Source organism: Shewanella sp. 5_MG-2023 (assembly GCF_030547465.1).
In the GTDB taxonomy this organism is placed as follows: domain Bacteria; phylum Pseudomonadota; class Gammaproteobacteria; order Enterobacterales; family Shewanellaceae; genus Shewanella.
The window spans coordinates 191,683-203,685 of record NZ_JAUORC010000002.1; the positions used below are offsets into that span (position 1 = coordinate 191,683).

The 12,003-nt window shown below is 42.5% G+C and carries 11 protein-coding genes; 8 read left to right on the forward strand and 3 right to left on the reverse strand.

The genetic code is table 11. The features are described 5' to 3' along the window. Window positions 1–156 precede the first annotated feature (156 nt). A complete protein-coding gene (gene rsuA, locus Q4557_RS01755; RefSeq protein ID WP_102438498.1) occupies window positions 157–846 on the forward strand; it encodes a 16S rRNA pseudouridine(516) synthase RsuA in 690 nt (229 codons plus the stop codon). Window positions 847–935: 89 nt separating this feature from the next. On the opposite strand, the gene argR is transcribed toward rsuA, so the two are convergent. After that, window positions 936–1,406, reverse strand: coding sequence for a transcriptional regulator ArgR (gene argR / locus Q4557_RS01760; RefSeq protein ID WP_076539676.1), 471 nt, complete (start codon window positions 1,404–1,406; stop codon window positions 936–938). A gap of 305 nt (window positions 1,407–1,711) precedes the next feature. Here argR and mdh point away from each other — a divergent pair, with 305 nt between their 5' ends. Further along, window positions 1,712–2,647 (forward strand): malate dehydrogenase, encoded by a 936-nt coding sequence (mdh, locus tag Q4557_RS01765; RefSeq protein WP_102438496.1) that lies wholly within the window; start codon window positions 1,712–1,714, stop codon window positions 2,645–2,647. Window positions 2,648–2,764: 117 nt separating this feature from the next. On the opposite strand, the gene Q4557_RS01770 is transcribed toward mdh, so the two are convergent. Both Q4557_RS01770 and Q4557_RS01775 read right to left on the reverse strand, forming a co-directional pair. Continuing rightward, a complete protein-coding gene (locus Q4557_RS01770) occupies window positions 2,765–3,664 on the reverse strand; it encodes an SDR family NAD(P)-dependent oxidoreductase (protein WP_303410330.1) in 900 nt (299 codons plus the stop codon). Window positions 3,665–3,720: 56 nt separating this feature from the next. After that, window positions 3,721–4,110 (reverse strand): thiol-disulfide oxidoreductase DCC family protein, encoded by a 390-nt coding sequence (locus Q4557_RS01775; RefSeq protein WP_303410332.1) that lies wholly within the window; start codon window positions 4,108–4,110, stop codon window positions 3,721–3,723. Between the two features lie 170 nt (window positions 4,111–4,280). Between Q4557_RS01775 and Q4557_RS01780 the strand changes: the two genes are divergently transcribed. The 6 genes from Q4557_RS01780 to folM all read left to right on the forward strand — a co-directional run bounded on the left by Q4557_RS01780 (window position 4,281) and on the right by folM (window position 11,784). Then, window positions 4,281–5,366: an efflux RND transporter periplasmic adaptor subunit gene (locus Q4557_RS01780; protein WP_303410334.1), complete on the forward strand. Its 1,086-nt coding sequence runs from the start codon at window positions 4,281–4,283 to the stop codon at window positions 5,364–5,366. 2 nt (window positions 5,367–5,368) lie between these two features. Then, window positions 5,369–6,469 carry an efflux RND transporter periplasmic adaptor subunit gene (locus Q4557_RS01785; RefSeq protein ID WP_241900969.1) on the forward strand — a complete coding sequence of 367 codons (1,101 nt, stop codon included), beginning with the start codon at window positions 5,369–5,371 and terminating at the stop codon, window positions 6,467–6,469. A gap of 69 nt (window positions 6,470–6,538) precedes the next feature. Then, entirely contained in the window at window positions 6,539–9,607 is a 3,069-nt protein-coding gene (locus Q4557_RS01790; protein WP_102438488.1) for an efflux RND transporter permease subunit, read from the forward strand. 252 nt (window positions 9,608–9,859) lie between these two features. Continuing rightward, window positions 9,860–10,216, forward strand: a complete 357-nt coding sequence (gene folX / locus Q4557_RS01795) for a dihydroneopterin triphosphate 2'-epimerase (RefSeq protein WP_076539769.1) — start codon at window positions 9,860–9,862, stop codon at window positions 10,214–10,216. A gap of 41 nt (window positions 10,217–10,257) precedes the next feature. Next, window positions 10,258–10,902: a GTP cyclohydrolase I FolE gene (folE, locus tag Q4557_RS01800; protein WP_102438485.1), complete on the forward strand. Its 645-nt coding sequence runs from the start codon at window positions 10,258–10,260 to the stop codon at window positions 10,900–10,902. Window positions 10,903–11,058: 156 nt separating this feature from the next. Further along, entirely contained in the window at window positions 11,059–11,784 is a 726-nt protein-coding gene (gene folM, locus Q4557_RS01805; RefSeq protein WP_303410335.1) for a dihydromonapterin reductase, read from the forward strand. Window positions 11,785–12,003: the final 219 nt, after the last annotated feature.

Consider the following 12,003-nt stretch of genomic DNA (forward strand, 5'->3'; position numbering starts at 1 on the left):
AGGGCTAAGGCTAGGCTTTTAGTGATAAATTGAGCATTTATTGACTGTGTTGTGTAACTAAAAATTACCAGAATGTTACAGTGGCCATTTATCGTTTTCTATTTGCTAGCCAACAGCTCATAATAGCGACCAATTAGTTTTCACTTGGTTTTATATATGCGTTTAGACAAATTTATCTGCGAGAGCACCGAGCTGACTCGTTCATTAGCAAAAAGAGTTATCAAGTCAGGTGAAGTGACCTGTAATGGTGACGTGGTTAAAGACGCGAGCTTTAAAGTGAAAGATGATACTGAAGTGTGTATCGAAGGTCGTCAAATTAAGATCGTGGGCGAGCGCTACATCATGATGCACAAGCCTGTTGATACCATTTGCTCAACCATTGATGAAGAATATCAATCGGTGTTGGGATTAATGGATATTGAAAAAGTCGATACCCTGCATATTGCTGGGCGTTTAGATGTGGACACCACAGGTTTGGTGCTGATCACCAGCGATGGCCAGTGGTCACATAAAATCACCTCACCTAAAAAAGATTGCGGTAAACGTTACCTTATCGAAGCTGCTGCATCACTTGATCCTGCATTGGTGGAAACCTTTGCCGAAGGGATCCAATTAAAAAGTGAAGACGGCTTAACTAAACCGGCGCTGCTAGAGATCATTGATGAATACCATGCCAGATTAACTATCAGCGAAGGTAAGTACCATCAAGTGAAGCGTATGTTTGCTGCTGTGGGGAATCGGGTGGTCAATTTACATCGTGAAGCTGTGGGTGAAATTGAACTTGATGCTGATTTAGAAGAAGGCGAATGGCGTTTTCTCACCGATGCTGAAATCGCCTCAATTTAACACTTACGCACTGTTAAAACCAAAAAAGCAGCCTAAGGCTGCTTTTTTAATGGCTCAATAAATCGTGAAGGTGTTATTTGCTAAGAGGGCTATTCACTATAGCCAAACAGTGATTTTACCGTTTCTAAGGTATCATCAATGGTTTTGATACTTGAAGGACAAATAAAGATAGTGTCATCACCAGCAATAGTCCCCAAAATCCCTTCAGGCTTACCTATCGAGTCTAATAATCGGGCAATAAGCTGCGCTGCGCCGGGGCTGGTTCTGACTACGATCATCGCTTGGTTATGATCCACATCCAATACCAAGTTTTTAACAGGGCTGCCTGCTGTTGGTACACCTAACTCAGCGGGTAAACAATATACCATTTCTTGCTTAGCATTACGGGTACGTACTGCACCAAACTTACTTAGCATACGGGAAACTTTTGACTGGTTAATATTGCCAAAACCTTCTGCTTGCAGTGCGATTACGATTTCACTTTGGCTACCAAAGCGCTCTTCCTTTAATATCGACTTAAACGTCTTTACGAGTTCATCCTGATTCTTAGTCGCTGGCATATTTTTTTCGTCTTATAGTAATTTTTAAAAAGAATAGATTTTATTCAAAAAAGTAGCTCATTCTGAATAGATAAACGCATCAAGTCAAGAAATAAGCTAAATTGGTGAATAAAAATTCATTTTCGCTATTACTGGCTAAATTAGTCATTATTTATATACATATCATAGAATAAGGAAATTAGTGTGATCTACTAAGGGATAATTGAAATCCTCGCTGTGATCCAGTAATGTGACGCCACAAGAAAACATGATCTGTGTCACAGACCAGACTGAAGTCAATCACTAGAACGTAATTGGAGATCATCATGAAAGTAGCTGTACTTGGTGCTGCTGGCGGTATCGGCCAGGCCTTAGCTTTACTATTAAAAACTCAACTTCCTGCAGGTTCAGAGTTGTCTTTATATGACATCGCTCCTGTTACTCCAGGTGTTGCAGTTGACTTAAGCCACATCCCTACAGATGTAAAAGTGGCTGGTTTTGCTGGTGAAGACCCAACTCCTGCGCTAGTTGGCGCTGATGTTGTTCTTATCTCTGCAGGTGTTGCGCGTAAGCCTGGTATGGATCGCTCAGATCTATTTAATATCAATGCGGGTATCGTAAGAAACCTTATTGAAAAAGTGGCGGCAACTTGCCCTAAAGCATTAATTGGCGTTATCACTAACCCAGTAAATACTACTGTTGCTATTGCGGCTGAAGTACTTAAAAAAGCAGGTGTTTACGATAAGAACCGTTTATTCGGTGTGACGACACTTGATGTTATCCGCTCTGAAACCTTCATCGCTGACCTTAAAGGGCTAAACGTTGCTGATGTAAACATCAACGTTATTGGTGGCCACAGTGGTGTGACTATTCTGCCACTTCTTTCACAAGTTGAAGGCGTAAGCTTTACTGATGAAGAAGTTGCAGCGCTAACAACACGTATCCAGAATGCGGGTACTGAAGTTGTTGAAGCTAAAGCGGGTGGCGGTAGTGCGACTCTGTCTATGGGTCAAGCGGCATGTCGCTTTGGCCTATCATTAGTTCGCGGCCTACAAGGCGAAGCTAACGTGGTTGAATGTGCTTATGTTGATGGCGGCAGTGAACATGCTGACTTCTTCGCACAACCTGTATTACTTGGTAAAAACGGCGTAGAAAAAGTATTACCATACGGCGATGTTAGCGCATTTGAAGCTAATGCCCGTGATGCAATGCTTGATACATTAAACGGCGACATCAAACTTGGTGTTGAGTTCGTTAAGTAAATTTAAGCTTATCAATTATTGATAACTTGATTTACCGATAAAAATGCGAAGCCTTTGGCTTCGCATTTTTGTTGCTGACAGGCTAAAGTTGCTGCAAGGGAAAAAGACCTAAGCCCTTTACCAACTAATCAGTTTTCCTTGCCAATCAATAAAGCTGGCTTGTCCATCGTAGTAAATTCGGTCAATTTCAGCGTTGTCATCTTCACTACTTTCGCTTCCAGCTTCCTTAATTGCGTTATTGATATTCAGTAATTGCGACGCGACAAATTCAGCAGTAAATAATTTTTCAGCGGGCACTTTGGCCTGAAAAGGTTTGGATAATGGGGTGTCTGTGGTGCCGGGATGAAAAGCAATGAGCTTTACGTTTTTGGCACGCCGAGCATATTCAATCGCCGCGGTTTTAATTAGCATGTTTAGCGCAGCTTTTGAAGCGCGATAGCTATACCATCCTCCCAAGCGATTATCACTAATACTGCCTACTCGGGCGCTGAGCACATTAATAATACAGCCCTGTTTACCTGCAACCAGTTTGACTAAATGCTGTAGCCACAGCATAGGGGTAATGGTGTTTGACTCAAACAAAGCCTGCATTGCCTCAGGGTTAACATCTTCTAAGCGCTTTTCAGGGGCTATTGTTTTAAAGGGGAGAGTTTTAGAAACTGTGTTTTCTGAGGCGCTCCCTGTTGCTGCGCCAGTCATTTGATACTGATTGTGCAATCTGCCATTACAAATAAATACCCGAGTAATTTTACCTTTAAACGGCTGCAATTGCTGGCACAGTGTGCCAATGGCGTCTGCTGAATAATCGCAGCTAATATGTTGCTGAGTTATGGGGTTAGTACTTTCATTAGCCAATTTCGTCTCAGCAGTTGCAGATTGGCTGATACTGATGAGGTGCTTTATGTCAGTTGCCGCATCTTGCTTAATCAGTGCTGCAATAATGGCCTTTGCAATCCCAGAAGATGCACCAATGATTAACGCAACTGAGCCTGAATTTGCAGTGAATGATTGGCTCAAGTAAATCTCCTTGGGTTGATGGCTGATTGTAGCTATGGCTTTAAGCAGTTAACTCACTATTTGATGCTACAGCTACCATCTTCACAGCGCTGCTTACCGGTTAACAGGTAGGATAATTTGTAGCGGTGTCTTGCAAAACCAAGATAAGCCACATCGGCTAATGGTTTGATGCAAGGTAAGCGCAATAACTGTACCCATTGATGTTTTCCTGTAAGTGCCCAAGCTTTTGCCGTCACATCCAGTCCCAGTAATATTTCGCCATGGTTGGTTTCTGCATGCAAAATTTTGTTGGCTTTTTCTAAGTCGATATGGGGATACTTTTCGGCAAAACCGTCTTGGTTTAAATCAGCCAGCTCAATTTTGTGCAAGCGGTCATGTTGCTTTAATTGTTGCATTTCATTGCTGCATAAGGGGCAGGCACTGTCGTAAAAAATCCGTAATTCCATCTCGATACCTCTATGGTTAATTACTAAGTTCTAAATTAACTCAATAAGTTACTACAATGAATAATACGTCAAATGTGCTTGTTTAGATCTTTATTGCTGGCTTATAGTCGCTATTATTGTAAGTTTTTGAATGTTATTATCTAGTTAACTAAAATGTTTCGGAGCAAAAAATGAAGAAGCCCTGTAAACTTTCTTCTTTACTCGTGTTCTCCTTGGTGGCTTTAACCAGTCCCTTTCTCGCGTATTCTACTGCTGCTGAGCAGACTACAACAGCTGCATCATTTGACCCCAGGCCCGTTAAAGTCCTGCAAATTGATGTGGGCAGTGATTTTCGAGAACGATTTTTACCTGGTGAAGTAAAAGCCTCAGAAAAAGCCGCTTTATCTTTTAGGGTTGCTGGTGAAATTGCTGACATTTTTGTGCGCCCCGGCGATGCCGTGGAGCCCGGCCAAGTGCTTGCGCAACTTGATGGCGCTATTTATATACAGCAATTGGCTGTCGCTCAGGCGCAATTTGAATTAGCTAAAGTTCTGTTCGAGCGTAATGCATCTTTGGTTGAGCAAGGGGTGGTTTCGCGTAATGATTACGATCAAACCAAAAGCGATTACACCATTGCCCAAGCCGCATTAGACAAAGCCAAAGCAGATGTGACTTACACCAAATTATTGGCTCCTTACAAAGGCATCATTTCTAAACGCAGCAAGCGTGCTTTTGAATATGTTCAAGCCCAAGAAGAAGTGATGGGAATTCGGATCGAATCAGCCATTGATATTAGTTTTCAGTTACCTGAGCAGTTTATTGGTGCGATTCAAAAAGCCGGTTCAAGCTTTGATAAGATGCAAAACCTTGAGGTGAAGTTTGACAGTCGCGATCGTTGGTATGCTGCCAGTTTAAAAGAGCTCAATACCATTGCCGACTCAACCACAGGTAGTTACACCATCATTTTAACCCTGCCAATGCCTGAGCAACTTAATGTGCTACCGGGGATGTCGGCCCAAGTAAAAGTCAAACTGCCTGCCAGAACCGCTGATGCTCATCCTAAAATTCCTGCTGGTGCTGTGATTACTGAAAATGAAACTGACTTTGTTTTTATCTGGTCTCCAAAGGCGTTAACCCTTGAAAAAGTACCCGTAAAATTAAAAGGCAATCGCTTAATATCTGGCCTTGAAGATGGTGACTGGTTAGTCGTTGCTGGAGCATCTGAGCTTAAAGATGGCCAAGCTGCGGTGCAATGGATTAAAGAGCGAGGCTTATAAATATGAACAGTAATTTTATCTATAGCATGCTTAAAAGTGTTGGCCTGCTGCTGGCGGTTATGACTCTGAGTGGCTGTGACAAAAGCCCCGATATTGAGCCCAATGTTACTAGAGTTACGACTTACGCTTTACCGGTTGTAGATAACTCGGTGATCCGTGAGTTTAATGGTGTTGCTAGAGCGCAAGACTTAACTAACCTTTCTTTTCGTGTTGGCGGCCGTATCGCGCAAATTCCAGCGAGCAAAGGCAAAAAAGTCGAAAAGGGAGATTTACTGGCGATATTAGAAAAAACTGACTTTGAGATTGCTTTAAGCGATCGAAGGGCACGTATGGAGGTTAATTTTAAACAATCTGAACGTGGTAAACAGTTGGTGGCTAAGCAGTTAATGGCGCAATCTGATTATGATCAAATGAATGCCCAGTACTTAGTAGCAAAAGCCGAGGCAAGGCAAGCAGAGCTTAATCTGCAATACACTGAGCTAAGAGCGCCCTTCTCAGGGGTGATCAGTGATGTATTTTTAGAGTCTTTTGAAAACGTGCAGCCGGGCGTGCCAGTGGTAAGTATTCAAAAGATTGAGCGCATCGAAGTGGATGTACAAATTCCTGATATGTTGATTGCGGTGTCAAAGAAGGCTAAGGACAGAAGCGTAGGCGCATTGCTAGAGGTCAGTTTTGAAGCCTTTCCTAATGCCACATTTGATGGCCATTTACTGGAAGTTAACACCGAAAAAGATCCCGCAACTTCAACCTATATAGCCACGATAGCAGTAGATTTAGACCCTAAATATAAAGTGCTTGAAGGTATGCCTGCCAAGGTGAAAGTTGACTTAAGCCACCTTACTTACACCTACAACCGACAGTTCTTGGTGCCTATCGAAGCGGTGATTATGCAAGATGGCAGTGACATTGAAATACAAGACAGTGGTGTTTGGCTGTTTGATAAATCTGATCAATCTATCCAGTATCAGCACGTGACTTTAGGTGTGATCGTCGGCGACAGAATTGAAGTTATCGATGGGCTAAAAGATGGCCAAGTGATTATTCAAACGGGCGCTTCACGTTTAGTGGCTGGTCAAAAAGTACAAGTAGTAGGGGGAGTGTAGGCTGATGATTGTATTGTTAATAAACCCATTACTCACAATCGTTCCAGCTAACACAAAGGAAAGTGTCATATGAATATTGCAGGCTACTTTGTCAAAAACACCGTCATTAGCTGGATGTTTACCCTGATCTTATTGATCGGCGGCTTAATGTCATTTACCGGCCTTGGCCAATTAGAAGACCCACCATTTACCATTAAAGATGCGGTAGTTGTCACCCTGTACCCAGGGGCGACCTCAACGGAAGTTGAGGAAGAAGTGACCTACCCAATCGAAAAGGCCATTCAAGAATTGCCTTATATCGATACTCTCAAGTCATTAAGCACATCGGGAATGTCACAAATTACTGTGACCATGAAAAATAACTACGGCCCTGATGAGCTTCCACAAATTTGGGATGAGCTGCGCCGCAAAGTGAATGATATGTCGTCCAGCTTACCGCCAGGTGTTCAGGCCCCGATGGTCAATGATGACTTTGGTGATGTTTACGGGGTGATGCTAATGGTCAGCGGTAGCGACTACAGTTACCGCGATATTTTAGATTACGTCGATTACGTTAAACGTGAATTAGAGCTAGTGCCAGGTGTGGGTAAAGTGTCATTGGCAGGCAATCAACAAGAGCAAGTTTTCGTTGAAATGTCGCTCAACAAAGCTGCCAGTTCTAATATCGATCCATCTTTAGTGAGCAACCTGCTTAATTCGCAAAATATGGTGTCTGATGCTGGTAACATTCAGGTTGCCGGTGACAACTTAAAAATCCGTACCAGTGGTGGCTTTAAGTCTGTTAGCGAGTTAGAAGGGCTGATTATTCCAGGCACCCAAGGCGATAAGCTTATTTACTTAAAAGATGTCGCCACAGTATCGCGGGGCTTTCAAAATATTCCCACCAATCTACTGACCTTTAATCAGCACAATGCGATCAACATTGGCATCGCATTTTCAACCGGGGTGAATGTGGTTGAAGTGGGTAAAGCCATTGACGCCAAGCTTGCCAGTATTGAAAGTGTCCGCCCAGCGGGCATGATGATTGAAACCATGTATAACCAGCCTAATGAAGTAGATGCTTCAGTGGGCAGCTTTGTATGGAACTTAATTGCCGCAGTAGTGATCGTAATCGGCGTGCTACTGGTCTTTATGGGCATTAAGTCAGGTATTTTAATTGGGTTAATTTTGTTCTTAACCTGTTTAGGCACCTTCATGTTGATGCTGCAAGCAGAGATTGAGCTGCAGCGAATATCCTTAGGGGCGTTAATTATTGCCTTAGGGATGCTGGTGGATAATGCCATTGTTATTGTTGAAGGCATATTAATCGGCAGGCAGCGGGGCCAAACGACTTTAGAAGCTGCTCAAAGCATTGTAAAACAAACCATGTGGCCATTACTTGGTGCGACAGTGATTGCTATTACTGCCTTTGCGCCAATCGGTTTATCACCTGATGCTACCGGTGAATTTGCGGGCTCTTTATTCTGGGTATTACTGTTTTCACTGTTTTTATCTTGGATTACTGCCATTACCATCACACCATTTTTTGCGCAGTTATTTTTTGGAAAAGATGCTGAAAAAGTGGAAGGTGAGCTTAAAGATCCCTACGGTGGTGCCTTTTTTGTGTTTTACAAAGTATTACTCGATTGGTGTATGAAGCATCGCTGGGTGAGTGTTATCGCCGTGGTGATGGCATTTTGTATTTCGATTTATGGCTTTGCTTACGTTAAGCAATCGTTTTTCCCGCCTTCTACCACGCCGATTTTCTTAGTGGATGCCTGGATGCCAGAAGGCACAGATATTCGTGAAACTCAGGGCATTGTCGAGGGCATGGAGTCCATCGCCATGGGGCTTGATAATGTTGAGTTTGTTGGCTCGAGCATAGGTAAAGGCTTTCCGCGTTTTCTACTGACTTACTCGCCAGAGAAAAACTACGCATCTTATGCGCAAATGGCTATTCGCACCGAAGATTTTGAGTCTCTTAGTGAGGTAATGACTGAATTTAGAAGGGCAGTCGAAGCTAAATACCCGCAGACGCAGTTTAAGTTTAAGCGCTTAGAAATCGGCCCTTCAACAGACGCTAAAATTGAAGCGCGTATTAGCGGCGCAGACCCTGATGTATTGAGAAGCATTGCAGCGCAAGTGATGGAGATATTCCAGGCCACACCGGCAACCGTTAACGTGCGTCATGACTGGCGTGAACGGGTGAAATACATTGCGCCTCGCTTTAATGAAACCCAAGCAAGACGTTTAGGTATCGTAAAAAGTGAAGTAGATGAAGCGATTAAGTTTTCGTTTACAGGGTTACAAATAGGGGTATACCGCGAAGGGACGACCTTATTGCCAATCATTGGCCGTTTACCAGAAGATGAGCGTATTGATATCGACTCACTTGAAAGTGTTCGTATTTGGAGCCCTGCACTGTCTGCCTTTGTACCGCTGCAGCAAGTGGTTGATGGGTTTGAGGTTAAGTTTGAAGATCCCATTATTCAACGCCGGGATCGCAAACGTACCTTAACGGTATTTGCCGATACGGATTTTGAGTATGATATTTTACCGGCGCAATTGTTTGCCCAAATTAAGCCACAAATTGAAGCGCTAGAATTACCTGTGGGTTATGAGCTGCAGTGGGGCGGTGAGTTTGAATCATCCAATGATGCACAAGAGTCATTATTTGCCACCTTGCCACTGGGCTTTTTATTCATGTTCTTAATCACGGTATTCTTGTTTAACTCAGTGAGAAAACCATTAGTGATTTGGGCGTGTGTGCCGCTGGCCATTATTGGTATTACCTCAGGCTTATTGATTTTAGATAAACCCTTTAGCTTTATGGCGCTGCTGGGAATGTTAAGTTTATCGGGTATGCTACTTAAAAACGGTATTGTCTTGCTGGATCAAATTAACACTGAGATTAATGACGGCGTCGAAACCTTTGAAGCGGTATTTAACTCAACCGTTAGCCGTGTTAGACCCGTTTGTATGGCTGCTATCACCACCATTTTAGGGGTGCTACCGCTATTGACCGATGCCTTCTTTGAGTCATTAGCGGCGGTAGTGATGTTTGGTCTTGGGGTTGCAACCATATTGACATTAATCATAGTGCCGGTGTTTTACCTTATTTTCTTCAAGGTAAGTTATAGAAATTATAAAGAGTTTTAGTAAGCCAACTAGCTTGAAGTTAATCCTGTGGTAGTTGATTTTCTTTAAGCTGACTAATTAAGGTAAGTTAACTAAGCTATCAAGCACGTAAACTCGCATAATGGTTTGTTTATCGCTATAAATAGGAGAGTCAGCAGAGTTTACGTTGGCTCTTTTTTTATTTGATCTTTACTAGATGTATTCACGTATTGCGCATTGGTATACAAAAACAGTATCCAAAAACGCGTATTCAAAATGAGGCTTTCTATGTCAATTAGCCAAGCAATTATTAAAGTTACTAATTTACGTTTACGTACTTTCATCGGCTTTAACCCTGATGAACGAGAAAAGCAGCAAGATGTTGTTATTAATATTGAAATTCAGTACCCAGCCGATAAGTCTTTTCAAACTGATGATGTCGCTGATGCGCTGAACTACAAGATAATCACCAAGAAAGTGATCCAACATGTTGAAGAAGGTCGATTTTTATTACTGGAAAAATTAGTTGCCGATGTGCTGGCAATTTGCAGTGAGCATCCTTCCATTACCATGTCGCGGGTGACAATCGACAAACCACACGCATTACGTTTTGCCGACTCTGTTTCATTATCATTAGAGCAGCGAAAATAAAGTGAGTTTTAATTTGGCACGAGTTGCCATAAGGAAAACACATGATTTCTGAAGAAGCACGTAAAGTACAGCAAGTACTGATTGAGCGAGGTCTTGAAACCCCAGTCGTTGAAAATGACATGACTAACGAGCAAAAAGTGGCTCGCATTCAAGGATTGATGACAGAAGTTATCTCTACCCTTGGACTTGATTTAACCGATGACAGCTTATGTGAAACCCCTCATCGAATCGCCAAAATGTATGTTAATGAAATCTTCTCTGGGCTTGATTACAACCACTTCCCTAAAGTCACCCAAATTGACAATAAAATGGGCGTAGATGAAATGGTTAAAGTCAGTGATATTAGCGTGGTTAGTACCTGTGAACATCACTTTATTACCATCGATGGTGTTGCCAATGTTGCTTATGTGCCGGGGCGCAAAATTATTGGTTTATCTAAAATTAACCGCATAGTGAAATTTTTTGCCCAGCGACCTCAAGTACAAGAGCGACTCACCCAGCAAGTGCTGGTGGCACTGCAAACCTTGCTTGAAACCGACGATGTTGCCATTAGTATCAATGCCACCCATTACTGCGTTAAATCCCGAGGCATTATGGATACTCAATCCTATACCAAAACCTCCGCACTAGGCGGCTGCTTTAAAGCTAACCCTGCCTCAAGAGCTGAATTCTTTGCTAACAGCTAATCGGCTTTAGCTTGAATCATACTTTAAAGGTCATTAATTTCGAGTCAATGAGGCTATTATTAATTGCTTATGATTAATTGCAATGATAAACGACTGCATTAATGACCTTTTCTAACACTTCTTATTTTCAATAAAAATCATTATAAGAGAACTGCAATGAAGCAAACTATTTTCATTACTGGCGTCGGCAAACGTATTGGTTACGCCTTAGCAAAGGACTTTCTCGCTAAAGGCATGAAGGTCATCGGCACCTTTAGAACCCATTACCCCTCTATTGATGAATTAGCTGAATTAGGTGCCGACCTTTATCAATGTGATTTGTGCATTCCTGCTGAAATAGAAGATATGTTAGCGCGCATTAATGACACCCATGACGAGCTTCATTGCATCATTCATAATGCATCTGACTGGCATAACGATAAAACCAAGCCGGGCATGACCTCAGCCGATATCATGAACCGAATGATGAATATTCACGTCAGTGCGCCTTATCAAATAAACTTGGCTCTGGCCGACAAATTAATCGCTTCAGCAAGTGGCAATATTGGCAGTGCTAATATTATTCATATTACCGATTACGTGGCAGAAAAAGGCAGTAAAAAGCATATTGCCTATGCGGCCAGTAAAGCGGCAATGCACAATTTAACCCTGTCATTTGCGAGTAAACTTGCGCCTATGGTGAAAGTCAATTCCATTGCCCCTGCGATGATTTTGTTTAATGAAGGCGACGATGAGGCCTACAAAGCAAAAGCGCTAGCCAAAGCCATACTGCCTAAAGAGGCGGGTAACCCTGAGATCATTGAATTAGTTGATTACCTGACAAGCAGTCAATACGTCACTGGTCGCAGTTTTGCGGTGGATGGTGGCCGTCACTTAGCCTAACTGTGTTTGCTATTGAGTTTATATAGGGGAGCTACGGCTCCCTTTTTAATGGCTGAATATTTTAAATAGACATCTAGACGTCTTATTGTTAGTGTGGAGTACCACTGGTTTTTGGTTGTTTTTTATCCGGCTATTAATTCGAAAGTTTATCCGGCAAACAACTTTTTGGTAGATGGCCCAATTTGAATATCTTAAGGTAAAGGAAGGCATTATGACGGC

Bases quoted from the DNA above. Each gene is read 5' to 3' on its own strand.
- folE (WP_102438485.1), top strand. From the start codon at position 10,258: ATGATTTCTGAAGAAGCACGTAAAGTACAGCAAGTACTGATTGAGCGA.
- mdh (WP_102438496.1), top strand. From the start codon at position 1,712: ATGAAAGTAGCTGTACTTGGTGCTGCTGGCGGTATCGGCCAGGCCTTA.
- rsuA (WP_102438498.1), top strand. From the start codon at position 157: ATGCGTTTAGACAAATTTATCTGCGAGAGCACCGAGCTGACTCGTTCA.
- folM (WP_303410335.1), top strand. From the start codon at position 11,059: ATGAAGCAAACTATTTTCATTACTGGCGTCGGCAAACGTATTGGTTAC.
- Q4557_RS01790 (WP_102438488.1), top strand. From the start codon at position 6,539: ATGAATATTGCAGGCTACTTTGTCAAAAACACCGTCATTAGCTGGATG.
- Q4557_RS01775 (WP_303410332.1), bottom strand. From the start codon at position 4,110: ATGGAATTACGGATTTTTTACGACAGTGCCTGCCCCTTATGCAGCAAT.
- Q4557_RS01785 (WP_241900969.1), top strand. From the start codon at position 5,369: ATGAACAGTAATTTTATCTATAGCATGCTTAAAAGTGTTGGCCTGCTG.
- argR (WP_076539676.1), bottom strand. From the start codon at position 1,406: ATGCCAGCGACTAAGAATCAGGATGAACTCGTAAAGACGTTTAAGTCG.
- Q4557_RS01780 (WP_303410334.1), top strand. From the start codon at position 4,281: ATGAAGAAGCCCTGTAAACTTTCTTCTTTACTCGTGTTCTCCTTGGTG.